The sequence below is a fragment of the Sphingobium sp. GW821-FHT02B05 genome, assembly GCF_059421905.1.
On sequence record NZ_JBWKVW010000008.1, the window covers coordinates 27,127 to 52,554 of the forward strand.

25 protein-coding genes are annotated in these 25,428 nt (G+C 64.0%); 11 read left to right on the top strand and 14 right to left on the bottom strand.

Going from position 1 to position 25,428, the window contains the following annotated elements; genetic code table 11:
* Window positions 1–103: 103 nt before the first annotated feature.
* The gene (locus AC07UX_RS17665) at window positions 104–1,372 is read right to left on the bottom strand and encodes an aspartyl/asparaginyl beta-hydroxylase domain-containing protein (RefSeq protein WP_495193286.1); all 1,269 of its coding nucleotides are present in this window, start codon (window positions 1,370–1,372) and stop codon (window positions 104–106) included.
* Window positions 1,373–1,477: 105 nt separating this feature from the next.
* On the opposite strand from AC07UX_RS17665, the gene AC07UX_RS17670 reads away from it, so the two are divergent.
* Window positions 1,478–2,509, top strand: coding sequence for a hypothetical protein (locus AC07UX_RS17670; protein ID WP_495193287.1), 1,032 nt, complete (start codon window positions 1,478–1,480; stop codon window positions 2,507–2,509).
* Between the two features lie 156 nt (window positions 2,510–2,665).
* Here the strand turns inward: AC07UX_RS17670 and AC07UX_RS17675 are convergent, their stop codons facing one another.
* Window positions 2,666–5,620 carry a TonB-dependent receptor domain-containing protein gene (locus AC07UX_RS17675; RefSeq protein WP_495193288.1) on the bottom strand — a complete coding sequence of 985 codons (2,955 nt, stop codon included), beginning with the start codon at window positions 5,618–5,620 and terminating at the stop codon, window positions 2,666–2,668.
* Between the two features lie 393 nt (window positions 5,621–6,013).
* Here AC07UX_RS17675 and AC07UX_RS17680 point away from each other — a divergent pair, with 393 nt between their 5' ends.
* The gene (locus AC07UX_RS17680) at window positions 6,014–6,562 is read left to right on the top strand and encodes a hypothetical protein (protein WP_495193289.1); all 549 of its coding nucleotides are present in this window, start codon (window positions 6,014–6,016) and stop codon (window positions 6,560–6,562) included.
* Window positions 6,563–6,577: 15 nt separating this feature from the next.
* Here the strand turns inward: AC07UX_RS17680 and AC07UX_RS17685 are convergent, their stop codons facing one another.
* The 3 genes from AC07UX_RS17685 to xseA are packed head-to-tail and all read right to left on the bottom strand — an operon-like array spanning window position 6,578 to window position 9,149.
* Window positions 6,578–7,426 (bottom strand): M23 family metallopeptidase, encoded by an 849-nt coding sequence (locus AC07UX_RS17685; protein WP_495193290.1) that lies wholly within the window; start codon window positions 7,424–7,426, stop codon window positions 6,578–6,580.
* A complete protein-coding gene (locus tag AC07UX_RS17690; RefSeq protein WP_495193291.1) occupies window positions 7,423–7,635 on the bottom strand; it encodes a DUF2093 domain-containing protein in 213 nt (70 codons plus the stop codon). Before AC07UX_RS17690 ends, AC07UX_RS17685 begins: the two co-directional genes overlap by 4 nt.
* Window positions 7,636–7,658: 23 nt before the next feature.
* Entirely contained in the window at window positions 7,659–9,149 is a 1,491-nt protein-coding gene (gene xseA, locus AC07UX_RS17695; RefSeq protein ID WP_495193366.1) for an exodeoxyribonuclease VII large subunit, read from the bottom strand.
* A 7-nt stretch (window positions 9,150–9,156) separates the two neighbouring features.
* Between xseA and purD the strand changes: the two genes are divergently transcribed.
* A complete protein-coding gene (gene purD, locus AC07UX_RS17700; RefSeq protein ID WP_495193292.1) occupies window positions 9,157–10,440 on the top strand; it encodes a phosphoribosylamine--glycine ligase in 1,284 nt (427 codons plus the stop codon).
* Window positions 10,441–10,507: 67 nt separating this feature from the next.
* Window positions 10,508–11,119 (top strand): helix-hairpin-helix domain-containing protein, encoded by a 612-nt coding sequence (locus tag AC07UX_RS17705; RefSeq protein ID WP_495193293.1) that lies wholly within the window; start codon window positions 10,508–10,510, stop codon window positions 11,117–11,119.
* Here the strand turns inward: AC07UX_RS17705 and AC07UX_RS17710 are convergent.
* Together AC07UX_RS17710 and AC07UX_RS17715 are read right to left on the bottom strand one after the other, a co-directional pair.
* Entirely contained in the window at window positions 11,116–11,859 is a 744-nt protein-coding gene (locus tag AC07UX_RS17710; protein WP_495193294.1) for an acyltransferase family protein, read from the bottom strand. The two genes, AC07UX_RS17705 and AC07UX_RS17710, sit on opposite strands and share 4 nt — an antisense overlap.
* Window positions 11,832–12,077 (bottom strand): acyltransferase family protein, encoded by a 246-nt coding sequence (locus AC07UX_RS17715; protein WP_495193295.1) that lies wholly within the window; start codon window positions 12,075–12,077, stop codon window positions 11,832–11,834. Before AC07UX_RS17715 ends, AC07UX_RS17710 begins: the two co-directional genes overlap by 28 nt.
* A gap of 119 nt (window positions 12,078–12,196) precedes the next feature.
* On the opposite strand from AC07UX_RS17715, the gene AC07UX_RS17720 reads away from it, so the two are divergent.
* Window positions 12,197–12,898 carry a GDSL-type esterase/lipase family protein gene (locus tag AC07UX_RS17720; protein ID WP_495193296.1) on the top strand — a complete coding sequence of 234 codons (702 nt, stop codon included), beginning with the start codon at window positions 12,197–12,199 and terminating at the stop codon, window positions 12,896–12,898.
* A gap of 3 nt (window positions 12,899–12,901) precedes the next feature.
* On the opposite strand, the gene AC07UX_RS17725 is transcribed toward AC07UX_RS17720, so the two are convergent.
* From AC07UX_RS17725 to AC07UX_RS17750, 6 genes are read right to left on the bottom strand one after another with little or no spacing between them, the layout of a single operon-like run.
* Window positions 12,902–13,519 carry a LutC/YkgG family protein gene (locus AC07UX_RS17725; protein WP_495193297.1) on the bottom strand — a complete coding sequence of 206 codons (618 nt, stop codon included), beginning with the start codon at window positions 13,517–13,519 and terminating at the stop codon, window positions 12,902–12,904.
* Window positions 13,516–14,910 carry a lactate utilization protein B gene (locus AC07UX_RS17730; RefSeq protein ID WP_495193298.1) on the bottom strand — a complete coding sequence of 465 codons (1,395 nt, stop codon included), beginning with the start codon at window positions 14,908–14,910 and terminating at the stop codon, window positions 13,516–13,518. The genes AC07UX_RS17725 and AC07UX_RS17730 overlap by 4 nt, the downstream gene beginning before the upstream one ends.
* Window positions 14,907–15,665 carry a (Fe-S)-binding protein gene (locus AC07UX_RS17735; RefSeq protein ID WP_495193367.1) on the bottom strand — a complete coding sequence of 253 codons (759 nt, stop codon included), beginning with the start codon at window positions 15,663–15,665 and terminating at the stop codon, window positions 14,907–14,909. Before AC07UX_RS17735 ends, AC07UX_RS17730 begins: the two co-directional genes overlap by 4 nt.
* Window positions 15,659–16,639, bottom strand: a complete 981-nt coding sequence (locus tag AC07UX_RS17740) for an alpha/beta hydrolase (RefSeq protein ID WP_495193299.1) — start codon at window positions 16,637–16,639, stop codon at window positions 15,659–15,661. The genes AC07UX_RS17735 and AC07UX_RS17740 overlap by 7 nt, the downstream gene beginning before the upstream one ends.
* 42 nt (window positions 16,640–16,681) lie before the next feature.
* Window positions 16,682–17,446 carry an L-rhamnose 1-dehydrogenase Lra1 gene (gene lra1, locus AC07UX_RS17745; protein ID WP_495193300.1) on the bottom strand — a complete coding sequence of 255 codons (765 nt, stop codon included), beginning with the start codon at window positions 17,444–17,446 and terminating at the stop codon, window positions 16,682–16,684.
* Window positions 17,447–17,467: 21 nt separating this feature from the next.
* Complete coding sequence (locus AC07UX_RS17750) at window positions 17,468–18,316, bottom strand: IclR family transcriptional regulator (RefSeq protein WP_495193301.1); 849 nt, start codon at window positions 18,314–18,316, stop codon at window positions 17,468–17,470.
* 188 nt (window positions 18,317–18,504) lie between these two features.
* Here AC07UX_RS17750 and rhmD point away from each other — a divergent pair, with 188 nt between their 5' ends.
* The 6 genes from rhmD to AC07UX_RS17780 all read left to right on the top strand — a co-directional run bounded on the left by rhmD (window position 18,505) and on the right by AC07UX_RS17780 (window position 24,293).
* Window positions 18,505–19,689: an L-rhamnonate dehydratase gene (gene rhmD, locus AC07UX_RS17755; protein ID WP_495193368.1), complete on the top strand. Its 1,185-nt coding sequence runs from the start codon at window positions 18,505–18,507 to the stop codon at window positions 19,687–19,689.
* 22 nt (window positions 19,690–19,711) lie between these two features.
* Window positions 19,712–20,569 (top strand): 2,4-didehydro-3-deoxy-L-rhamnonate hydrolase, encoded by an 858-nt coding sequence (locus AC07UX_RS17760; protein ID WP_495193302.1) that lies wholly within the window; start codon window positions 19,712–19,714, stop codon window positions 20,567–20,569.
* The gene (locus AC07UX_RS17765; protein ID WP_495193303.1) at window positions 20,566–21,315 is read left to right on the top strand and encodes an SDR family NAD(P)-dependent oxidoreductase; all 750 of its coding nucleotides are present in this window, start codon (window positions 20,566–20,568) and stop codon (window positions 21,313–21,315) included. The genes AC07UX_RS17760 and AC07UX_RS17765 overlap by 4 nt, the downstream gene beginning before the upstream one ends.
* A 199-nt stretch (window positions 21,316–21,514) precedes the next feature.
* Window positions 21,515–22,417, top strand: a complete 903-nt coding sequence (locus AC07UX_RS17770) for an amidohydrolase family protein (protein ID WP_495193304.1) — start codon at window positions 21,515–21,517, stop codon at window positions 22,415–22,417.
* Window positions 22,414–23,475, top strand: coding sequence for an L-rhamnose/proton symporter RhaT (rhaT, locus tag AC07UX_RS17775; protein ID WP_495193305.1), 1,062 nt, complete (start codon window positions 22,414–22,416; stop codon window positions 23,473–23,475). Before AC07UX_RS17770 ends, rhaT begins: the two co-directional genes overlap by 4 nt.
* Entirely contained in the window at window positions 23,475–24,293 is an 819-nt protein-coding gene (locus AC07UX_RS17780) for an alpha/beta hydrolase (protein ID WP_495193306.1), read from the top strand. The genes rhaT and AC07UX_RS17780 overlap by 1 nt, the downstream gene beginning before the upstream one ends.
* A 21-nt stretch (window positions 24,294–24,314) precedes the next feature.
* On the opposite strand, the gene AC07UX_RS17785 is transcribed toward AC07UX_RS17780, so the two are convergent.
* The gene (locus AC07UX_RS17785; protein WP_495193307.1) at window positions 24,315–25,364 is read right to left on the bottom strand and encodes a LacI family DNA-binding transcriptional regulator; all 1,050 of its coding nucleotides are present in this window, start codon (window positions 25,362–25,364) and stop codon (window positions 24,315–24,317) included.
* Window positions 25,365–25,428 lie beyond the last annotated feature (64 nt).

The following is a 25,428-nucleotide window of genomic DNA, read 5'->3' on the forward strand; positions in this document are numbered from 1 at the left end:
ACCTTCAGCGTTCCGTTCCCCAGGAGAGCGGTCTGATCGGCAGGCTATTGCGCAATTGTGATATAAATATCGTGTCCGGGCAATGGCCAATAACTGTCGCAATTCAAGTTTCCGGCCGGTGCGCACTTTGGTCTGCAAACGCGAAATAGCGCCGAAGAAGCTCTTGCTCTCGTTCGGTAAGATACGGATTCCAAACGTCGAAGATCAACACGGCACGCATTGCGTCGCTATTGTTCCAGGCTTCATGCTCGATCGTATCGTCAAATGCGAAGGCCCGGCCTTCCTCCCATGCACGAGTCTCGCCGCCGACGCGGAACCCGCAGTCGGGCGGAACGATCAACGGCAGATGGACGATCGCGCGCATGTTGGTCACCCCGCTATGGGGCGGAATATGCGCCTTGGGCTTGAGCAGCGAGAAGAAGGCCGACGGCGCCCGGCCGTTAATGTCGCTGCGCGGCAGTGTTTCCAATGCCGCAGCGGTTTCGGGGCACAGATCGCAAACCGGATCGTTGCGCACGCCATATTCCCACAGAAAACAAGCCCCCCAGTCGAGCGACTGGTCCAGCGCGCTCCAAACATTGTCCGGAGTCCCGGCATCCAGCCGCACATAGGGACGCAACAGATCCTGCCCCTGCTTCAGCAGGTTGCGCAATTCGCTGCGGATGACATCGGTCTTTGCCTCCAGCTCCGCCATCCAGGGAAAATGTCCTCGGTCGAAAAATTCGTCCGCCGGCAGAAACGGATAATGCATGCCTGAACATTCATTGCGGTATATGCGACGGCGCCCCAGCAGATGATCGATGCTGGCCTGAAAACGCCGAACGTCCGGTGATGGCGCGCCAGCGAAATCGGCCTCGAACTGACCGTCCACCGCATCAGCGAAATCCGCCATGCGCGTGCGCACGAACCGGCGTGCTTCGTCAAGCCGCTCGCGCAATGCTGCGGGCTGGTCCTTCAGTCCATCGGCCAGAGCCAGAACCTGGCTCCAATTCTTCGTAGCCTGCGCCAACTGGCCATTGCGCTCCAGCCATTCTGCCGTGCGCAACTGCGCCATGAAATGCACCCGGTCCAGCTCCAGCACATGGTCGAGTGCGAGCTTTTCCCCCAGCTCGTCGCCCGTGCGCCGGCGCGCCGTGGCCAGGTTCATCCATAAGGCCGGCTGTTTGGGATCGGCCTGCGCCGCGCGCGCGAAGAAGTCGGCGGCATCATCCGACCGGTCCAGCGCCAGCGCCAGCATCCCGCGGCTGTTCAACAATTGCGGGCTGTTGGGCGCGATGGCCAGGGCGCGATCCATCAACGCAGCTTCCTGCGTTCGATCCCCCCTCGCACGAGCCTCATCCGCAGCACGTAGCAAGCCTTCTATACTGTCCATATCTATCCCCCGACCCGAAGGTGCCGAAACGCCGGAACGCGCGCAATAGTCAAATTGCGGCCTATGCTTGCCGCCCGACAGGCAATCATGCGAAGGACCATCGCCATGACTGGTTTCGATCCCGCGCTCCGCCAGCTACTGGCCGATCCGTCTTGGCTGCCGCATCGCTATGACGAACGACAGGATGCTTTCCACCTGTTGCAAGTCGATCGCGCCGGCCGGGCGGGCGTTCCATTCCTGACGGATGAGCATTTACAGGATCGCGTGCCGCGCGTCCTTGATCGGTCGCAGGCGGTCGCGGCTGCATCTGTTGCCGCGCCTGTGCATTTCATCTTCCATTCGGCCTATTGCTGCTCGACCCTGCTGGCGCGGCTGCTCGACATGCCGGGCGTCGCATCGACGCTCAAGGAGCCGGTCCTGCTCAACGACATGGTGGGATGGCGGCATCGCGGTGGGGAAGGGCGCCGTATCGCGATGGTGCTGGATCAGGGCCTGGGGCTGCTGGCGCGGCCTTTCGTTGCGGGGGAGGCAGTGATCATAAAGCCGTCCAATGTCGTGAACGCGCTCATCCCGGCGATGATGGCGATGCGCCCCTTTGCGCGGGCACTGCTGCTTCATGCGCCGCTGGAACAATATCTTTCTTCGATCGCTCGCAAGGGGATGTGGAGCCGCCTGTGGGTACGCGAACTCCTGGTGAAACAGTTGCGTGACGGGATGGTAGAATTGGGCCTGGATGAGACTGCGCTTCTCCAACTCACCGATCTTCAGGTTGCCGCTGTTGGCTGGTTGGCGCAGCAACAGCAATTTGCGAACCTGCTGCGGACATTGGGACCAACGCGGGCGCGATCCTTAAACAGCGAACATCTGATGGCGGATATTCCTGGGTATCTGGACGCACTGGTCCGCCATTTCGGCCTTGACGCAGGGCCTGATGCGATCGCGACGGCACTGGCTGGTCCTGCGCTAGGGGCCGACAGCAAGACCGGCAAGGCTTTCACCGTCGGTCAGCGTGCGCGGCATAAACGGGAATCGCTCGACCTGCACGGCGACGAGATCACGATGGTGTTGCGCTGGGCGTCCGAAATCGCCGCGCGCTTCGCCATCCCCATGACGCTGGACCATCCGGTCGCCGCTTGAACGGTAATCGAAATTAAGGTCCGGGTTGCGCTTGCTTCCGCCGGCACGTGCCAGTCACTGGTTCGATCAGCAGCTATGATCTCCCTTGTTCGACCATAAAAAAAAGGCGGACCAGATGGTCCGCCTCTCTCTTTTCCTAGCGTGTCGCGATGACGATCAGAACTTCATCTTCGCGCTGACGGCGAAGCGGCGGCCCAGCGCGTCGTAGGTCGACGGGTAGGTGTTGCCGCTGTTGTAGCTGGTCGAACCTGCCGAGCCACCGACGATCGGAGGCTTCTTGTCGAACATGTTCATGACGGTGAAGGTCAGGGTCACGTTATCCGACACGGAGGCACGGGCCGTCAGGTCGAAATAGTCGTAAGCCTTGATCTTGCGGAACTGCGGATCGATGGTGCAGCCGTCCGGATCGGCACCGGCCGGATCCGTGCAACCTGCGTCGATACCGGCACCGATATCATCAGCCAACTGCTGCGGCTCGAACCGCACGTTGTCGATGTGGCGCCACAGCAGCGAGAGATCGACATCGCCGAAGGTCAGCGTGGTGCGCTGGCTCCACTGGAACTTCGGCTGGATCGATGCGCAGTTGACCGAATAATAGCCAACGCATTCACGATTCAGCGAAGTCGGCGTCGCCTGGAACTTCGAGCTGTTGGTCCAGTTGCCGTTCAGGCCCAGGGACAGCGTCGCGAAGTTGAACTCATGCTTGTAGTTCAGCGACACGTCGATGCCGTCGGTCTTCAGAGTGCCCAGGTTCGACAGCGGCAGGAACAGGCCGGTGGCCGTACCGTTCAGGCTGCCGTCTTCGCTACGACCGATCGACGTACAGGCAGCGCTGGTGGCGCTGGATGCCGTGATGTTGTCGAAGCAAGCCGCAATCGCATCGCCCGGCGTCGGGGTCGTGATCGCGTTCTTCACCTTGATGTTGTAATAATCGACCGTGGCGCTGAAGCCGCGCAGGAAGGTCGGGGTGATGGTCGCACCGACGCCCCAGCTGTCCGACGTTTCCGGCTTGACGTCCAGGTTGCCGCCGCTGGTGGCATTGGCCTGAGCCGCCGAAGGCTGATCGATGAAGCCGATCTGGGCTGCGGTCGCACCCTGGGCGATACAGACAGCGGTCAGGTTGGCGTTGCCAACCGGAGCCGAGCCGGCGCAGGGGTCGGTCGCCAGGTTGGTCAGACCGGTGTTGAGCGGCGAGAACAGTTCCGAGATGTTCGGTGCGCGAACGGCACGCGAATAGTTACCACGGAACTTGATGTCGTCGACGGGAGCCCAGCTACCTTCAAATTTGTAGGTCCAGGTGTCGAAGCTCGGGCTGGTCGGTGCATCGACCGAGTAGCTCGAATACCGCACGCCGGCGCCAACCGTCAGCAGCTTGGCGAACGGACGGTCTTCGATCAGCGGAGCGATCAATTCGCCGAATGCTTCGTACACGTCGAAGCCACCCGATACGTTGGGCTGCGCACCGCCGGCACCGCCCAGATCGTTCGCCTGCGACAGCAGGTCGGATTCGATCGACGCGGTATATTTGCGATATTCGCCACCGACGGCGAAGCCGATCGGGTTCGATGCCATCGGCGAGGTGACGCCGAAGTCGCCGCTCACGGTCGCATGCGCCTGGGCCAGCGTGGTCTTGGTCGTGATGACGCTGCTGGCGGTCAGGTAATCGACCATGTCCTGCGTGATCGAACCTTCCGGACCGAAGACGTTTACGGGGACGCAGCCGTTGGTGTCGGTCAGGCAGGTCGTGGTGTTGGTCGCGAGCAGAGCCTGACGGAAACGCGAGTTGAGCGTGTAGCCCTTCTGCGTCTGGATATTTTCCGATTCACCGTAGGAACCACCGACGTCCCAGCTGAGGTGCGAACCGATGTCACCCTGGAAGCCCAGCGCGTAATCGAAGAAGGTGGTCTTGAATTCCGAAACGCGCGGACCGGCTTCCACTGCACGACGCGACAGCGAGGTCGTGAAGGTGCGATAGTTCGGATCGGTCGTGCTGGTCGCGGTGGCCGCAGCGGAACACTGGGCGGTGGTCAGGCCGTTCGCGTTACAGAACTGATTGCGGATGCCGGAGGTCAGGTACGGATTGCTGTAGGGGATGACCACCGACAGGGCGAAGGCGCCCGAAGGAGCGATGATCGTGTTGACCTGGTTCTTCGAGAAGATGCCGCGGGTATAGGCCTTGACCGAGTCGCTGATCTCGTAATTGGCCTGCCCGAACATGTTGAAACGCTTGAACGGCGTCTGGAAGATGTTGAACGGGTTGAAGTTGTAGGTCTGGTAGGTGGGAACCAGCGAATTGCCGTCCGCACTGACCTGACGCGTGCCGACGCCCGGCACCGAGAAGCGCGAGGGAACCGAGGTACCCGAACCCTGGCACGAAACGCACTCGGCCAGATAGGATTCCAGATAGGTGTCGGAGAAGGAGCGCGCGCCCTGATAGACGGGGTCGACTTCCTGATAACCGATGCTGAACACGGCGTTACCGCGGCCGTCGTCGAAATTGGCGCCCATGGTGACGTCTGCACGGAAGGCGTTGCCGTCACCCTGCTCGGTCAGCTGGTTCGACACATTGGCTTCGAAGCCGGCGAAATCCTTCTTCAGGATGAAGTTGGCCACGCCGGCGATCGCGTCTGCGCCGTAGGTGGTCGAAGCGCCACCGGTCAGCACATCGACGCGCTCGACCAGAGCAAGCGGGATGTTGTTAAGATCGAAAACGCCGCCCAGGCCGTAGGGGACCATGCGACGACCGTCCACCAGGACGAGGTTGCGGTTGCTGCCCAGGCCACGCAGGTTGAGGGTCGATGCGCCGCCGTTACCGTTGTTCACTGCCGAACCGATGCTGGGAACGACGCCCGGAATTTCACGCAGCAGCTGTTCCGCGTTATTGCTCTGGCGCAGGTCGATTTCGTCCGACGTTGTCGCCAGAACCGGCGTCGACTGCACCAGGTTCGGGTTACGGATCAGCGATCCGGTAACGATGATGGTATCACCGGCATCGGCTTCCGCCGTCTGCGGCGCGTCCTGCGCGAATGCAGCTGTCGCGATCAGCGACGCGCTCAGGATCGCCGGAGCGGCGCTGGCACGCAGAAGTGCCCTCTTCGAAAATGTTTTCACGGTCCAGTCCCTTGCTCTGGAGTTTGGCAGATGATCTGCCACATCAGTGCCCGTACGGAGGGATAAGGTGCCCGACAGCGATCCCCCCATATGGATCGCAGGAAACTGCGCGGGCTACAGGGCGCTGTAAAGCGGGGGAAAAGGGGGAAAGCCGCTTTTGGAGGCGGCTGTATCATAAATGCAACAAGCACTAGGAGCGCCTGTTTTACGGTCGTATTGCAAGATAATTACATGAAGCTACGGCAAGGTGAAGCAATCATGCACCGTTCTGCGTAAAGATCGACCAATTGTGGCGGCCGGACCTGCCAAAATTGCGCAGAGCTGTCATATTGACGTCATGTCAGGCGGGTGCATGCTACGCGCATCAGACGGTTCGGGAAGGGAAGAGCGGATATGAACGGCAATCACAGATGGTTATGGGTGCTCTCCCTTGGCTTGTTGGCGGGGCCGGCGCAGGCTGCGCCAAAACAGCAACAGCCCCGTCCGGAAATTTTCACCAGCTTGCTCCAATGCCGCGCGATCGCGGATAATGGCGCGCGTCTGGCCTGCTTCGATCGGCAGGTCGGCGCCATGGACGCAGCGGCGCAGCGTGACGAAGTCGTGGTGCTCGATAAAAGCGAGCTCAATAAGACACGCAAGACCCTCTTCGGCTTCTCCTTCCCCAAATTACCGTTTCTGGGCGGCGGAGACGATGATGGCGACGACAAGCCGCAGGAAGAGGGCGTCAGCCGGATCGACGCTGTCATCGCCTCGGCGCGCAGCCTTGGCTATGGGAAATGGCAGATCGGGCTGGAAGACGGCGCGCAGTGGATGACCACTGAGGCCGTCACCGGGCGCGATCCCAAAGTAGGACAGAAGGTCGAGTTGAAGCGCGCCGCCATGGGCAGTTTCATCGGCAAGATTGAGGGTGGCCGTGCCGTTCGGATGAAACGGGTGAGCTGACGGCCATAGGCCTTTTTACAACCCGTTCGGCATCGGCCCTGCGATCAGCAAGGGGTCGATCCGGGCATCGTTCCATTTCATGCCCCAATGCAGATGCGGCCCGGTCGCGCGCCCGGTGGCGCCGATCGCGCCGATCCGCTGTCCCTGGGTCACATGGTCCCCCGGCTTCACGTCGATCCGCGAAAGATGCAGGAAAGCGCTGTTGAGGCCATGGCCATGGTCGATCATCAGCAAATGCCCCTCCAGCGTGAAGGGCTTGTCCGCCGCCAATATCACCACCCCGTCGGCTGGCGCCACAACCGGCAGGCCGGTCGCACCCGCCACATCCACGCCGCCATGATAGGCGCCGGCCGCGCCCTGATAGATGCGCTGCGATCCGAACAGGCCGGATATCCGCCCGACCCGTGGCCAGATGAAGCGCTGCCGCCAGCCTTGCGCATCGGTCACGACATCGCGCGCGGCGGCGATCGCTTCCAGTTCCGGCTTGCGCAGCGCCAGAAAGGCTTCCGTGCTTTTGGTCGGTCGCATCGGCGCATCGATCCGCTCGATTCGCCAGGCGCGTGGGGCGACGCTCACCTGCCGCTCGATCGTACGCGCATCGGGCAATCGGGCGACCAGCCGCGCGATCGGCCCTGCATCCCGGTCGAAAGCGATCAGGAATCGGCCATCACCATCCACCGGCACCAGTTGATCGTCCAGTTTCAGCGCTACCGTCCCGGCCGGCGCGATGCCGGTCATGGCTCCGCCCTGCGTCGCCGTCCCGCTCAGCTGGAAGTCCGCGCGCCCCGCTACCGGACGTGGGCCGGGTTGCGCCACTGCCGTCCCGGCACATGCCAGCAGCACCGCAATGCCGATCCGCCTCATCGCGCCCCGCGCGCCTTGAGTTCAGCCTGCACGGACGCATCGGCGCTGGCATAGGGCTCCTGCCGGACGATGCTCCAATAGCGCAGGTCCTGCAACGCGATCCGCTCGCCGGTGACGGCGCACAGGACATGGTCGCCTGCCTGCAACACGCGGAAGCTGTAGGGCATATAATGGAGCCGGGCGATCCGGTCGCGGTTGGACATCAACATGGTTCAGGCCTCTTTACGCAGCATCAGGAAAAGAGATCCTGCTGCGGCTGGTCATCGGCTTCGCGCGTCTTGCGGACGGGCCGGGATGGGCAGGATAGGACAGGCGCAGCCCTCGGCTCAAGCGCGGCATCGCCGATCGCGGCGTTCACCGTACCGTCCTTGAAATGCAACGTCACTACGCCGGCCGCCTGCGCCGCCGTGACCGACTGGACCAACCGGCCCTGCGCCATCACGCGGGCATAGCCCTTCTGCAACGGCCGGTCGGGATCGAGCGAGGCAAAATGGCGCGACACCCGGTCGAAGGCAACGGCCCGTTCCGACAAGGCGCGCTGCAAATAGTCGGGCCGCAGTTGCAACCGGTCCAGCCGCTCCCCTGCGCGCACCACATATTGCTGCAACAAAGCCGGCCGCAGCGCGCCGCCTGCCTGCCCCAGATGTGCCCGCGCGTCGGCCAGCCGATGGCGCAGCCCACTCACCAGCCCGTCCGACAATTGATCCAGCGTCTGCCGCTGGGGCGCCAGCAACATGTCCGGCGACGGCATCAGCCGCACCTGCATCTCCAGCCGTTCGCGCGCCTGACCGGCCCCACGCCGCACGGCCCGCCCGGCGCGCAGGCCCATTTCGGCAAGCCCCGCCAGCAATTCCGCCCGCACCGGCACCGCCATTTCCGCCGCGGCGGTCGGCGTCGGCGCGCGCCGGTCGGCGGCATAATCGCACAAGGTCGTGTCCGTCTCATGCCCCACGGCGGAGATGATAGGGATGGTGCAGTCGGCCACCGCGCGCACCACGATCTCCTCGTTGAAGCTCCACAGATCCTCGATCGACCCGCCGCCGCGCGCCACGATCACCAGGTCCGGCCGGGGCACCGGCCCGCTGCCGTCCATCGCACTGAACCCGCGCACCGCCCGCGCCACCTGCTCGGCCGCGCCCTGTCCCTGCACCAGCACCGGCCACAACAGCACATTGGTCGGGCAGCGATCGGCCAGTCGATGCAATATGTCGCGGATCACCGCGCCGGTGGGCGACGTCACGACGCCGATCGTGCGCGGCAGGAAGGGCAGGGGCTTCTTGCGCTCGACCGCAAACAGCCCTTCGCCCGCCAGCTTGGCTTTCAGCTTCTCCAGCAGCGCCATCAGCGCGCCTTCGCCGGCCAGCTCCATCTTCTCGATGACGATCTGATATTTGGACCGGCCAGGATAGGTGGTCAGCTTGCCGGTCGCGATCACCTCCACCCCGTCCTGCGGGGAAAAGGCCAGCCGCTGCGCGCCGCCCTTCCACATTACCCCGTCCAGCACGGCATTCTCATCCTTCAGCGCCAGATAGAGATGCCCCGACGCCGCCCGCTTGAACCCCGAAATCTCGCCGCGCAGCCGCACAAGGCCGAACCGGTCCTCGACCGTGCGCTTGAGCAGGCCGGACAATTCGCTGACCGACAGCGGCGGCGCGTTGTCCCCCGCGCGTTCCTCCGCTAACAGGCGGCCCGAACTGTCATAGGCATCATATTCCGGGGACATGGGCGACATGAACATCCTTCTGCTTGGCGGCGGTGGCCGCGAACATGCGCTGGCATGGAAACTGGCGCAATCGCCCCGGCTCGATACGCTCTTCGCCGCGCCGGGCAATCCGGGCATAGCCGAGCATGCCACATTGGTCGACCTCGACGCGACGGATCATCGCGCCGTGCTCGATTTCTGTACCCGTCATTCGATCGGCCTGGTGGTGATCGGGCCGGAAGCGCCGCTGGTCGATGGCCTGGCCGACAATCTGCGCACCATGGGCGTGCCGGTCTTCGGTCCCAACAAGAAAGCGGCGCAGCTGGAAGGGTCGAAGGGCTTCACCAAGGATCTGTGCCAGCGCGCGAACATCCCCACCGCCGCCTATATTCGCGTCGCCAGCAAGGACGGCGCCCTTGCCGCGCTTGACGATTTCGCGCTGCCGGTGGTCATCAAGGCGGACGGACTTGCCGCGGGCAAGGGCGTCATCATCGCCGAAACGCGCACCCAAGCGGTCGAGGCGCTGGACACCATGTTCTCCGGCGCATTCGGCGCGGCGGGCGAGGAAGTCGTGCTGGAAGACTATATGACCGGCGAGGAAGCCAGCTTCTTCGCGCTGACCGACGGCAGCGCGATCCTGCCCTTCGGATCGGCGCAGGACCATAAACGTGTGGGTGATGGCGACACTGGCCCCAATACCGGCGGCATGGGCGCCTACAGCCCGGCGCGCGTCCTGACGCCCGAACTGGAAGCCCAGGTGATCGAAACGATCATCCGGCCCACCGTCGATGCCATGGCGGCCGAGGGCATGCCCTATAGCGGCGTGCTCTATGCCGGCCTGATGCTGACAGGCGAAGGACCCAAGCTGATCGAATATAATGCCCGGTTCGGCGATCCGGAATGTCAGGTGCTGATGACTCGCTTCGATGGCGACCTGGTCGATCTGCTGCTCGCCGTGGCGCAGGGGAAGCTGGCCGAACAGGGGCCGGTCCAACTGGCCGATCGCACCGCGCTCACCATCGTCATGGCCGCCAACAACTATCCCGGCACGCCCGAAAAGGGCGGGACGATCGCCGGTATCGACGCCGCGCAACGGGCAGGCGCGAAGGTCTTCCATGCCGGCACGGCGGACAAGGACGGCGTGCTGGTCGCCAATGGCGGGCGCGTGCTGAACGTCACCGCCACCGGCGACACGGTCGGCGCCGCCCAGGCTGCCGCTTATGCAGCGGTGGATGCCATCGACTTCCCGACCGGCTTCTATCGCCGCGATATCGGCTGGCGTGAGGTCGCGCGCGAAGCGGAAAAAGGCTGAACCCTTGCGGCGCGAGGGAAAGCGTCCTTAAATAGCGTATAGTATTGTTGCAGGGAAGAGACGCGCGATGCAGGAATTCTTCATGGACTATGGACTGTGGCTGCTGGTCGGCCTGCTGGTCATTATCGCGCTGGTCTTCCTTCTGTCGGGCAGGCGCAAGGCCGAACAACCGATCGAGCCCGTTTCTGTAGAGCCGACACCGCCGCCTGCGCCGGTGCCCTTCGTCGATCCGATCGTTGCCGCCCCGGTCGCGGCGGCGCCTGTGGTTGCCGAACCGATCGTGGTCGAACCGGTCGCCCCCGCCGCGCCGGTGAATGAAGCGGTGCCCGAACCGGAGGCTGAACCCGTCGTTGCGCCTCAACCGGCCCCGATCGAACCAGCTCTGCCCGTTACGCCTGAACCCATCCCTGCCTCACCGTCGGTCGCAGCCGTCGAAGCGGCGGAGGACGATCTCCTTCGCCTCAAGGGGGTCGGTCCCAAGCTCAAGGCGCTGCTGATCGACCTTGGCGTGACGCGCTATGCACAGATTGCAAGCTGGACGGACACGGACATCGCGACGATCGACGCGAAGCTCGGCACTTTCAAGGGCCGCCCCGTCCGCGATCAATGGGTCGACCAGGCCAAATATCTGGCCGCCGGCGACATTGCCGGGTTCGAGGCGAAATACGGAAAAATCTAGGCTGGCTGCGGTTCCGGTTCCAGCAGCGGCTCCATCTTGCGTGCGCGGATGGTCGGTACGCTGCCAATCCAGCGCCGCAATTGCTGATGATTGGCCGATAGCCGTCCCAGCGCAAACAGGATCGGCACGGACATTGCCAGCGTGACGGCGGCACTGACGCCGGTCGCCATTATCAACCCCATGACCATCGGGTGCCACAAATAGAAGAACAGGCTGTCCCGGCCGATATGGTTGATCGGGGCGAAAGACAGGCGCAGCACAGCAAAATGGGGCAATAGCGCGATCAGGCCAAGGCACATCAGCAGGCGTGCGGGTACGAAGGCCAGGATATCGGGGGCATATTCCAGTTCCGACCACCATCCCATGCCCAGCGCCGCAGCCAGCAGCGCAACGCTCACATAGCGGGTCGGCAACCCTCGTTCGGCCATCAGCATCCCGAAGAAGAAATAGACCGGATAACGCAGATACCGGCTGTCGGGCGACACCAGGCTGGTCCCGATCGCGCCATGTTGCGGGCCGAATCCATACATGATCGACAGGCTGAACGGCACGCCGATCGCCAGCAGCCAGATCGGTCGCAGTGGCACTGCGCGCGCGACCAGGATCAGGAAGAAAAGTACCGGTATGTACCAAAGGTGGAAAGGTGGACGCAGCAGCAGATCGATCGGCGTCCGCCAGGATAGCGGCCAGCCGCTGATGGCCAGATAGGCGATCATTGCCACCAGCCAGGGCAGCAGCATGCGCTCGCCATAACGCCCGAAAAATCGCCCCCCGCTTCGCTGCGCAATCGACCGATATTGAGCAGATAGCCCGATATGCCGATCATCAACGGCATGCGGAATCCAGATCCGATCCACAGCGCCAGATTCTGCGCATGGGCCAGTTCCATGGCATGGCCCACCATCACAAGCAGGATCAAGACCCCCTTCAAGAGGTCGATCGACGGATTCTTGCTCACTGATAAACCCCCGGCCCCTCGGGTTTTTTGCACTCTTCCCCTTTAGGAAGCTTTAAAAAATCTTGGTTAAGCGCCTAAGAAATTATGTGCGCACAGACATCAGCCGAGGGATTGCAGGATTGAGCCGTATCGATGCGTCGCCTTTGGCCAAATTGCTGATGGCCTTGCTTGTCTTCGCGGTCATCATCGTGGGGTGGCGCCTTTACGGCCGCTATCGCGAATCCCACGCGACCCTGCCCGAAGCGGGCGTGGCGAAGGGCGATTGCGCGCTTTGGTTCGTGGGCAGCTCATCCATCCATCGCTGGATCAGCCTGGACAAGGACATGGCTCCATGGGCGACGGAAAATCGTGGCATCAACGGTGCTATGCTGACCGACATTCTGCCTCGCTTCGCCAATATCAAGGCTGGCGAGGGGCGCCCGCGCGCGCTCATTCTCTATGTCGGCGAAAATGACATCGCCAGCGGTGTCCCAGTGCGAACCGTCATGCGGCAACTGGCCCAATTGTTCGACCTGCGCGACCGTTTGCTGCCCAACGTTCCGGTGCTGCTGCTGTCGGCCAAGCCCAGCCCCGGTCGCGCCGCTTTCCTGGGCGAGCAGCGCTTGTTCAACGCAGCGGCGCAGAATTTCCTGCCCCATATGCGCAGCGCCTATTATGGCGACATCACCACGCCGCTCCTCGCCAATGGCAAGCTGGGCGACAATTATCAGCCCGACGGCGTCCATATGAACGGGCATGGCTACACGATCTGGGCCGATGTGGTGCGCCAGCGCCTGCGCGACATCCTGTCGCCCGACGTGATGCGCCATTGCGCACCCTGACGGTCAGTCCACGGCGCCGCGTAGCAGGATGACGTGCAAGAAGCGCGGCCCATGGGCGCCGCGCACATAGGTGCCCTCGATGTCCGTGGTCCCTGACACGCCGGTGATCCAATAATGGGCGCGGGGTTGCGTGCCGGCCAGCGGGGCATCCTCCAGATGCGCGGCAATGTCCTTCACCGCCAGCAGCACGATATGATGCAGCGCCAGGAAATTGGGCAGCATCGGTGCGTGCGGTGCCGTCTCGAACACCAATGACCCGGTTTCGGCGATCCCTTTGCGCGCGATCGCCAGCGCGGCAACTTCATCCGGCGCGGCCGTCTGATGCAGGGTGAAGCCGCTCCAGTCGCATGCGCTCAGGCGCGGATCGGGCGGCAGGCACAGGGTAGGCGGTTCCCCCTGCGCCGCCAGATAGCGCGCGACCGCCGCCGGCAGATCGGCGATCTTGTCGATCGCATCATGGCTGGCGCTCACGCTGGGCAGCGCCAGCCGGGCCAGAAATTCCGCCGCCAGCGCGCCCATGTTGACCATCGGCCGCTCCGGTGCGATCAGCAGCGCGTCGGCTGTCGCCTTGTCCGGCGCAGCGCCCTTCAACCTGGCGAGAATGGCGTCGCGCGCGCTCATTTGCGGCGCTCCTTCTTATATTGGTTCATGAAGGTCTGCGGCGCGGGTTTGGGCATGTCGCGATAGCGGGTCCATCCGCCCGCCAGCGGCAGACGGCCGATCCAGCCCTTGGTCCCCAGCATCTGCATCGCCCGCACCGCCATGCCGGTGCCGAACCGATAGAGAGCAGGGCGCCGCGCGACCCACGCCCAGATGCCCAGCCCCCAGCGCATGGAGGTCGGCTCCAGCCCCTCGCGCCAGCTCTTCTCGCGCCATCCGCGCAGCAAGGTGGGCAGGGGAATGCGTACCGGGCACACTTCCTGGCATTTGCCGTTCAATGTGCAGGCGCTCGCCAGGTCGCGGCTCTGTTTCAGCCCGTCGAACACAGGCGTCAACACCGCGCCCATCGGTCCCGGATAGGTGCCGCCATAGGCATGGCCGCCAATCTGCCGGAACACCACGCAATGATTCATGCACGCGCCACAGCGGATGCAGCGCAGCATCTCGGCCAGCCCCTCTTCGCGCATCTTCGTGCGGCCATTGTCGACCAGCACGATATGCATCTCCTCTGGCCCATCGCGATCTCCCGGCCGCTTCGGCCCGGTATAGAAGGTCGTATATTGGGTCAGCGCCGCCCCGGTGGCCGACCGTGCCAGCATCCGCAGCATATGGATGGCGTGCGGCATGCTCGGCACGATCTTCTCGATCCCCGCCGTCACGATATGGACGCGCGGCGGCACCAGCGACAATTCGGCATTGCCTTCATTGGTGACCGTGCAGACCGCGCCCGTATCCGCGATCAGGAAATTCGCGCCCGATATGCCGACGTCGGCGCCCAGCATCTGCGTGCGCAATTCCCGCCGCGCACTTTCCGCCATGGCGGCGATCGTCTCTTCCTCATGCGGGCTGCGATGCCTGGCCTTGAACAGCGCCGACACCTGCTCGCGCGTCTTGTGCATGGCAGGCCAGATGATGTGCGAGGGCCGCTCGTCCGCCAACTGGATGATATGTTCGGCCAGGTCCGTCTCGACCCGCCCGATCCCCGCCTCGGCCAGCGCATGGGGCAGGCCGATTTCTTCGCCCAGCATCGACTTGGACCGCGCGACGCTTTTTGCGCCCGCCGCCTTGCAGATGTCGATGACGATCCGGCAGGCCTCATCCGCCGTGCTGGCCCAATGGACCTTGGCGCCCGCGGCAATGGCCTTGGCCTCGAACTGCTCCAGATAGGCGCCCAGATGCGCGACGACATGGTCCTTGATCGCCGCCGCCCGGTCGCGCGCCGCCTCGAAATCGGGGAAAGCGTCCACCGCCATGGCGCGCTTGGCTTCGGCCGTACCGGCGGTCCGCTCCACCGCGACCTTCAATGTCCGGTCGGCCAAGGCGGCGTCCGCGCGCTCTGCAAAGCCGCTCATGCCTCTTCCCCGATCGCCGGGCCGTCGCCCATGCCGGCGATCAGCTCGATCGCGTGGAATGCGCGCACCTTGCTCCCCTGCCGGTTCAGCTTCCCCGCCATGTTCATCAGGCAGCCCAGATCGCCCGCCAGCAACAGGTCCGCGCCCGTCGCGTCGATGGCATCGGTCTTCTCACCGACGATCGCATTGGAAATGGCCGGATATTTGACGCAAAAGGTGCCGCCAAAGCCGCAACATGTTTCCTCGCCCTGCAACGGCGCGAAGGACAGCCCGTCGATCTTTCTCAGCAGCCGGCGTGGCTGCGCCTTGATGCCGAGTTCGCGCAGTCCCGAACAACTGTCATGATAGGTCGCCTTCGCATCGACCCGCACGCCCTCCGGCTGCCACCCGCACACCTCGTCCAGATAGGCCATGACCTCGAACGTCTTGCCCGCCACCGCCTGCGCGCGCGGCAACCATTCTGCATCATGTTCGAAAATCTCCGGATAATGGCACCGGATCGTCCCTGCGCACGATCCCGACGGCACCACCACTGCTTCATAGGTCTCCAGCGCCACGATGGTTTGCTTCGCCAGTGCCACCGCATGGTCGCGGTCGCCGCTGTTGAGCGCGGGCTGGCCGCAGCAGGTCTGCCCTTCCGGCACCACCACCTCGCACCCGGCCGCCTCCAGCGCGCGAATGGCGGCAAAGCCGATGCGCGGCCGCATCAGGTCGACAAGACAGGTGACGAAAAGGGCGACTTTACGGGTCATAATCCATGGCGTTTCGCGAAATCGAGGAACAGGTCCGGCCAGGGTGCCGGCGCGGCGGGCGGGGCGACCAGGCCAAAGCCATGCCCGCCATTTTCAAACAGATGGCATTCGACCGCGATGCCCCGCGCCCGCAGCGACGCCAGCATCGCCAGGCTGTTGTCCACCGGCACGGCGGGATCGTCGATCGCATGGACCAGAAAGACCGGCGGCGTCTGCGCGCTGACATTCTGGTCCAGCGAATAGTCGCGCATGCGTTCGGGAGAGGGCGTTTCGCCCAGCAACTGGGTGCGCGACCCGGCATGGACGAACGGCCCCTCCATCTGGATCACCGGATAGATATAGGCGGCGACGGCGGCCCTGATCGGCTCTCGATCCGTCGCATCGACCGGCTTGTAACTTTCCGACGGCGCGCGGCTGGTGAGCCATGCGGCCAGATGCCCGCCCGCCGAAAAGCCCATCACGCCCACTTTGTTCGCATCATACCGTTCGCGTGGCGCCAGTGCCCGCACCAGCCGCAATGCGCGCTGTGCATCCTGCAACGGTGCCTCCGCCCCGGCTGCCCATCCGTCGCCGGGCAGGCGATAGAGCAGCGAGAAACAGGCATAGCCCGCCGCCGCCAGCCGCCGCGCCACATTATAGCCCTCATGGCCGATCGCGACCCGGCTGTAACCGCCGCCGGGGATCAGCAATATCGCCGCGCCATTGGGCTTTGCAGGCCGCAGCAGCGTCAAGGTCGGCGTCACCACATGGGCAAAGACGCCATCGTCCGTGCCGCTATCGGGCCGGCGCAGCGTCTCTACCTCCTGCACCATGACATGCGCGCCACCTGGCGCCTGACCGGGCCAGATTGGGAAGCGCTCGAATCCCTGGGGCAGAGGGAAGGGGCCGACCTTGACCGTCTGGCCCAGCGCCGGCGTCGCCATGGCGGCACTCGCCATGGTCCCGGCGATCAGCATACGGCGGTCAATCATGCTCATCGCCAGTCATCCCTTCGCCCTTTTGCCCGTTGCCTATCGTTCTTACTGCAAATTCACATACATGCCGCCATCGACCAGCAACGCAGCACCCGTAACATAGGCCGCCATGTCGGACGCCAGAAACACGATCGGCCCGGCCAGATCCTCCGGCTGGCCCAGGCGACCGAGCGGCGTGCGCGCTTCCATATATTCGCGCTTCTCCACATCGGCCAGATCATCCTTGTTGATCTCGGTCAGGATGGTGCCGGGCAGCACGCTGTTGCAGCGGATGCCATGCTTGCCCAGCGCGATCGCGGTCGATTGCATCAGCGAATGTACGCCCGCCTTGGTCGGGGTATAATGGGTCTGATATTCCCCGCCGACGAGCGCCGAAATGGACGAAACAGCCACGATCGCCCCGCCATGGCCTTGGCGGACCATCTGCTGCGCGGCTGCCTGCACCATGAAATAGGCGCCATGCAGGTTCACCTTGAAGGTTCGTTCCACCACATCGACCGGCATGTCGAGGAAAGCGTGGAAGGGGCAGATACCCGCATTGCTCACCATCACATCGACCTTGCCGAACGCTTCGACCGCCTTGGCCACGAAATCCTGCGCGGTCTGCGGGTCGGCGACGTCGCCCTTCACCGCGATCGCCCGCCGGCCCAGCGCTTCGATCTCCGCGACGCAGCTCTGGGCCGGGCCGTCGCTATGGGCATAGTTGATCGCTACATCGGCGCCATGTTGCGCCGCACCGATGGCGGCGGCGCGGCCGATGCCGGTGGATGCGCCGGTGACGAGGACGGTCTTGCCTTCAAGCAGCTTCATGGGATCGCTCTTCCTTGATGATTAGCGCCGCACCGGGCGGCGGGGGGATTTTACGTCGGGGGTCCAGCCCAGGTCCGCGCTGATCTTCTGGGCGGTATCGCGAACGGCGGTGCTCAAATCCTGCATCCGTTCGTCGTCCATATATTGCGCCGCGCTCGACAGGCTGATCGCGGCCACGATCGCGCCGGACGCATCGCGGATGGGCGCGGCGACACAGCGAATCTGGTCCTCATTCTCCTCCAGATCGAAGGATCTGCCTTCGCCGACATAGCTGCGCATCCGGTCCAGCCACACGCCATAATCGGCCGCATGGGTGCCGGCTTCATATTCGGCGTCGAACATCCGGCGCCATACCGGTTCCGGATCGTCCAGCATCAACGCCTTGCCAAGGCCGGTGGAGGTCAACGGATGGCGGTCGCCGATCCGGCTGGAGATTTCCACGCGGCGGCGACCGGGGATCTTGTCGAGATAGAGCGCCTGTTCGCCATCCAGCCGCCCCAGATGCACCACATCCTCGCTCGCGGCGGCCAGTATTTCCAGATGCGGCCGGGCGATCTGCACTACGTCGGCCTGGCTCTGTGCCAGAAAACCCAGCTGCAACAGTTTCGGCCCCAGCTGATAGCCCTCGCGCGGCAGGAAGGTCAGGAAACCCCGCTCCACCATCGCATTGGCCAGCCGATGCGTGGTCGACCGGGTCAGGCCCATCCGCTCGGACAGCTCTGCCAGCTTGATCGGCCCGTCGATCACCTGGTCGAGCAGGTCCAGCCCACGGTGCAGCGTCTGCGACCCGCCCGCTTTTGCGGAAGCCTTTTCCTCTCGCGCCAAATTTTCCGGCCCATCCGATTCTGGGTTTGACGTTTTCTGTCTCATCTAATAACACTCTATCCCACAAAATGAGAAAAACAAGAGTGAAGAGAGGCCGACCTGAGTCTTCCGGTCCAGCCAAACTGACACTCTGGTCCCGCTATCTGCGCGACCTATCATATTGTGAAAGTTTTTGCCTGTCGTTCCCACATGTTGGATGCGGGCTGGGTTGAGGGAGTTTTCGCGTGCCGATCGTGACGTTGCCGAAGATCAAGCATGTCCGCGCTTTTACCGTGCGCGGCGGTGGTGCCGACTATCATGACCAGGGCGAAGGCCACTGGATCGACGATCATATCGCGACGCCCATGTCGAAATATCCCGAATATCGCCAGTCGCGGCAAAGCTTCGGCATCAACGTGCTGGGCACGCTGGTCGTGGAGATCGAGGCGGAGGACGGCACGGTCGGCTTCGCGGTGACGACCGGCGGCGAACCGGCCGCCTATATCGTGGAAAAGCATCTTGCCCGCTTCCTCGAAGGCCGCGCGCCGACGGATTATGAGAAAATCTGGGACCAGATGTATTTCTCGACCCAATATTATGGGCGCAAGGGGCTGGTCATAAACGCGATTTCCGGCGTCGATCTGGCGCTCTGGGACTTGCTGGGCAAATTACGGCAGGAACCGGTCTATCATCTGCTGGGCGGCGCGGTGCGCGACGAACTGCAATTCTACGCCACCGGCGCACGTCCGGACAAGGCCAGGGAATTCGGCTTCATCGGCGGCAAGATGGCGCTGCACCATGGCCCGGCCGAAGGTGTCGAGGGCCTCAAGAAGAACATCGCCGAACTGGCCGACATGCGCTCGAAGGTCGGTGACGATTTCTGGCTGATGTGGGATTGCTGGATGGCGCTCGACGTCGACTATGCCACCCGACTCGCCATCGCCGCGCATGACATTGGCCTCAAATGGATCGAGGAGGCGATCAGTCCGGACGATTATTGGGGCTATCAACAGCTCAAGCGCAACGTGCCCAAGGGCATGCTCGTCACTACCGGCGAGCATGAAGCCACCCGCTGGGGCTTCCGCATGCTGCTGGAAATGGACTGCTGCGACATCATCCAGCCCGACGTCGGCTGGTGCGGCGGCGTCACCGAACTCCTGAAGATCAGCGCGCTGGCCGACGCCCATGGCAAGATGGTCGTGCCGCATGGCTCGTCCGTTTACAGCTATCATTTCGTCATCACCCGCCACAATTCGCCCTTCGCCGAATTCCTGATGATGCATCCGGGTCCAACGGAGGTGGTGCCGATGTTCCATCCGCAATTGCTGGGCGAGCCGGTGCCGGAAAATGGCCGGATGAAGGTGACCGCGCTCGACAAGCCGGGCTTCGGCGTGGACCTCAACCCCGACATCACGATGCACCGCCCCTATACCCATTGATCTGACAGAGAGACTGACCCCCATGAAATTCGTTCGTTTCGGCCAGCGTGGCCAGGAAAAGCCCGGCGTCATCGACAGCGACGGCAACATCCGTGACCTGTCGGGCGTCGTGTCCGACCTGACCATCCAAAGCCTCGCCACGGCCAAGGTCGCTGACATCGCCTCGCTCCCCGTCGTGGAAGGCGAACCGCGCTACGGCGTGCCGGTCAAGGGCATCGGCAAGATCGTCGCCATCGGCCTCAATTATGAGGATCATGCGATCGAATCGAACTTGCCCATCCCGACAGAACCGATGATGTTCATGAAGGCGCTGTCCTCGCTGAACGGCCCGAACGACGAAGTCGTGCTGCCGAAAAACAGCACGCATGGCGACTGGGAAGTCGAACTGGGCGTTATCATCGGGCAAACCTGCCGCTTCGTCAGTGAAGAGGACGCCCTGTCGAAGGTCGCGGGCTATACCCTCGTCAACGACGTGTCCGAACGTTTCAACCAGAAGCAGCGCGGCACCCAATGGAGCAAGGGCAAGGGGCATGACACCTTCTGCCCGGTCGGTCCCTGGCTGGTGACGCCCGATGAAGTCGGCGATCCGCACAATCTTAACATGTATCTGAATGTCAATGGCGAACGGATGCAGACCGGCAACACGAAGACGATGATCTTTAACGTCGCCCAGCTTATCTCTTATGTCAGCGAATATATCACCCTCTATCCGGGCGACCTGATGATCACCGGCACGCCGCCGGGCGTGGGGGAAGGCAAGAAGCCCAGCGCCATCTACCTCAAGGCCGGTGACGTCATGGAACTGGGCATCGAAAAGCTGGGCGTCCAGACGCAGAATGTCTCGGAATGGCGTCATCTTGGCGACGTGGTGTTGGGATGAGCGTCTATGCCGGCCGTTTCGCGGGCCGTAACGCGATCATCACCGGCGGCGCGTCGGGCCTTGGCAAGCAGGTCGCCGCGCGCATCGTCGCCGAAGGCGGTCGGGTGGCGCTGTGGGATCTCAATCCCGATGCGCTCGCCGCCACCAGGGATGAAGTCGGCGCGGCCCATGTCGTCGCGCTAGACGTGTCGGACTATGCAGCCGTCGCCGCCGCCGCGAAGAAAACGGCCGCAGCCCTTGGCAAGGTCGATATCCTGATCTGCTCCGCGGGCATCACCGGTGCCACCGCGACGGTGTGGGACTATCCGGTGGACAGCTTCCAGCGGGTGATCGACATCAACCTCAACGGCCTCTTCTACTGCAACCGCGAAGTTGCGCCCTTCCTGCTCGAAAACGGCTATGGCCGGATCGTCAACCTGGCTTCCGTCGCGGGCAAGGAAGGCAATCCCAACGCCAGCGCCTATTCGGCGAGCAAGGCTGGCGTGATCGGCTTCACCAAAAGCCTTGGCAAGGAACTGGCCGGCAAGGGCGTGATCGCCAACGCGCTGACCCCCGCGACCTTCGAAAGCCCGATCCTGGCGCAACTTCCGCAGAGCCAGGTCGATTATATGCGCTCGAAAATCCCGATGGGCCGCCTTGGCCTCATTGAGGAATCGGCCGCCATGGTCTGCTTCATGGCCAGCGAGGAATGCAGCTTCACCACCGCCTCCACCTTCGACACGTCGGGCGGACGCACCACCTTCTGATCAAAGTTGCGCGGCGCGACCGGCCAGCAAGAGCCGGAGCGCCGCATTTTTCCCGGAGAGCGATGTCCTTGACGCCCACCCATGATCGCCGCGCGCTGCTGACCGGATTGCTCGGTTCGGCCTGCGCCATGGGCATGGGGGCATCGCTCCGGCCAATAATATGAAGTCGCGCCCTCAGCGCCTTTCACCGGAGAGGTCCATGATCCCCTTTGTCGATGCCCATATCCATCTGTGGGATCTGAACCACATCCGCTACGACTGGCTCAGCCCGCCATTCTCGGACGATGGCCCCAATGGCAGCGTCGAATCCATCGCCCATGATTATGGCGTCGCGCAGTATCGCGCCGACCTGGCCCGCTGGAATGTAGTGGGTGCCGTCCATGTCGATGCCGGCGCGGCCGCCGACAGCGCGCTGCGCGAAACCCAGTGGCTCGATGGCCTCGCCGCCATTGACGGCCTGCCCACCGGCCTCGTCGCCTTCGCCGCGCTCAATGACCCCGACATCGACACGCTGCTGGAGGCGCAGGCAGCGCACCCGCGCGTCAAGGGCGTCCGCCATATCGTCAACTGGCATCCTGACCCCAAGCGCACCTATGGCCCCGTCGACCTGACTGTCGATCCGCAATGGCAGGCGGGCTATGCCCTGCTCGCCAGACACGGCCTCTCCTTCGATCTGCAATGCTATCCGGGGCAGATGCCGGTGCTGGCAAAGCTGATCGCGCGCCACCCCGATATCCCCGTCATCATCAACCATATGGGCATGCCGGTCCTGACCGACCCCGATGGGCTGGCGGACTGGCGCACCGGCATGAAGGCGCTTGCCGCGCTGCCCCATGTCGCGGTGAAATTGTCGGGCATGGGATTCATCCGCCGCGACTGGAATCTTGACACCATCGGCGGCCTCGTCCGCGAAACCATAGACCTGTTCGGCGTGAACCGCTGCGCCTTCGCCAGCGACACCCCTACCGACAAGCTGTTCGGCCCGATTGACCGCCACATGGAGGCCTATCACGCGATCGTCGCCGACTTCCGCGAAATCGACCGCCGCGCTCTCTTCGCCGGCAACGCCAATCGCCTCTATCGTCTGGGACTTGACCTATGATCGGGAATCCTCTGCTCGGCGTCCTCTTCCACTGGCTGGGCGGCTTCGCCTCGGCCAGCTTCTACGTCCCCTTTCGCGGCGTCAAACGCTGGAACTGGGAAATTTACTGGCTCACGGGCGGCCTCTTCTCCTGGGTGGTCGCGCCCTGGTTCTTCGCCTCGGTCCAGACCAGCGACCTGATGGGCGTGATGGCCCAGGTGCCGTCCTCCATCGCCGGCTGGTGCGTCTTCTTCGGCATCCTCTGGGGCTTTGGCGGGCTCACCTATGGCCTCACCATGCGCTATCTCGGCCTGTCGCTGGGCATGGCGGTGGTGCTGGGCCTGTGCACCGTCTTCGGGACGCTGATCCCGCCTATCTTCGACGGCACCTTCATGACGGAGATTGCCGGAACCCTGCACGGCCAGATCGTGCTTGTCGGCCTCGCCGTCACAGTGCTGGGCATCGTCGTCGTGGCCCGCGCGGGCGCCCGCAAGGATGAGGCGCTCAGCACGGAGCAGAAGGCCGCCGCCGTCGCCGAATTCGATTTCAGGAAGGGCATCGCCGTCGCCATCTTCTCCGGCATCATGTCCAGCTGCTTCGCCTTCGGTCTGGCGGCGGGCGAGCCGGTCAAGGCGCTGTCGGCCGCCGCCGGCACCGGCCCGCTCTGGACCGGGCTGCCCACGCTCTGCCTCGTCATGTTCGGCGGCCTCATCACCAATGCGCTCTGGTGCGGCTGGCTGATCGTGAAGAACAAGTCGGCCGGCCAGTGGTTCGGCGCCCCCGACGCATCGGGTCAGCGCCCCGCCTTGCTCCCCAATGTCCTGCTCTGCGCGCTTGCCGGCACCGCCTGGTATTTCCAGTTCTTCTTCTACACGATGGGCGAAAGCCAGATGGGCCGCTTCGGTTTTTCCAGCTGGACGCTCCACATGGCCTCGATCATCATCTTCGGCACGCTCTGGGGCTTCGCCTTCCGCGAGTGGAAGGATGCCGCGCCAGCCGTCCGCCGCATGGTGTGGAGCGGGGTTGGCCTGTTGATCCTGGCCACCATCATCATCGGCTATGGCAACCGGCTCGCCTGATGCTGGGGGCTGATCTGGTCTGGCCGTTGCACGATGCGGCGACGGGCGGCTTCACGCTGGCGGATGAAGCGACGGTCCCCGAACAGGCTGTCGTCACCGCAGTCGATCGGCCCGTCCTGCTGGGCTACGCGCCGGAAACGCCCAATGGTCGCGCCATGTTGGTCCTGGGCGGTGGCGGCTACACGGCGCTGATGGCGGGGCGGGAGGGGGTGCAGGTCGCCCGCTGGCTGACCGCGCTCGGCTATCATGCCTTCGTCCTCATTCACCGCTTCCCCCATGCCGGCACCGACCCATCCGCGCCGCTGGACGATGCGCTGGCGGCGATGGCCATGATCCGCGCCAGCCCCCTCGCGCCCGAAGGACTGGGCGTGGTCGGCCTGTCCTCCGGCGGCCATCTCGCCGCCTGCCTGATCGCGGATTATCCTTTGGCCTGGGGTCGTGTCCGGCCACAGCGGCCTGACATACTCATCATCGGCTATGCCCCCGTCTCCACCAATGCAAAGGGGCGCACGATCATCGCGGACAAGCCGCCCTTGCCGCCGCTGGAGAAACAGGCGCTCTACGACGCGCTTCAGCCCGATGCGCAGCTTCTGCCCGATCCGCCGCCCAGCTTCATCGTCTATGCCGGCAACGATCCGGTCGTGCCGGTCGCCAATGCCCATCGCCTGCATGACGCGCTGAAGGCCGCGGGCGCCAGCCTTGAATTCCATATCTTCGCCGACGCCCCGCATGGCTTCGCGCTCGATACGCCGGACCTGCCGGTATCGCTCTGGCCCCGCCTGTGCGAAGCCTGGCTGCGGCAGGTGCGGTTCCTTTAAGCGAACAACATCTCCGGAAACTCAATGCCGCGCCGGCACCGCGTCCGACTGGCGGCGGATCAGCTGATAATCCAGCTTCACCTTGCCGATGATCCCGTCCGCCCCCTCATCCTGGCTGCGGAACCGCATCGCCAGCAGGCCGATCGCCTCCCGGCTCATGTCGCGGATCGGCTGGCGGATGGTGGTCAGCGCCGGCCAGATCGCGCTGGCCAGCGGCGTATCGTCGAACCCGCAAATGCTGATCTCGGCCGGGACATTGATCTTGCGCTGATGCGCCACGGTGATCGCGGCGGCCGCCATATCATCGTTGCAGGCGAAGATGGCGGTTGGTCGGTCATCCAGTGCGATCAACCGTTCCGCGGCATCCAGTCCCGACCGATAGCTGAAATCCCCCGGCACGATCAGCGCCTCGTCCAGGTCCAGCGCATGATGCACCAGCGCGTCCTTATATCCCTGCAACCGTCGCGCGCTGGACCGGTGGCGCGGATTGCCCTCGATAAAGCCGATCCTTTTATGTCCCAGCTCGATCAGATGGCGGGTCAGGTCATAGGCGGCATGGCGGTCGTCTGTGCTGACGCTCAGCATGTCGGGCACATCCTGATCGGTGGCGATGGCGACGATGGCGATGTCGCGCGCACGCAGACCATCGACCAGCTCGGCCCAGTCGCATAGCGGCGGCGGCAGGATCACGCCCGCCACATGGGCCTGGGCCACCTGCTCGACGATTTCGGAAGCGAAGGCGCCCGGCGCGCATTGCTCGACCACCAGATGCAGGTGCCGCTGCGGCGCCTCGCTCATCGCGCCGAGCAGCAATTCGCCCAGATAGGCCGATGTGGTCGAATGGCTGTGGAGCAGGGCGACGCGGCGGTCCGCGCTACCGGCCAGCGCTCGCGCCGACGCATTGGGGACATAGCCCAGCGCCTCGACCGCCAGGTCCACCGCCCGTTTCGCCTTGGCGCTGACCAGTGCCTTGCCGTTGACCGCGCGTGATGCGGTCATGACGGACACGCCCGCATGGGCGGCAACTTCCTTGATCGTGGGTGGCTTTTTCTTCGGCTCGCTCTTGTGCATCGGCCATGCCTAGCCGCTTTTACGGCGGGTTAAAATCATGGGATGGGGCTGGATCGTGTATGAT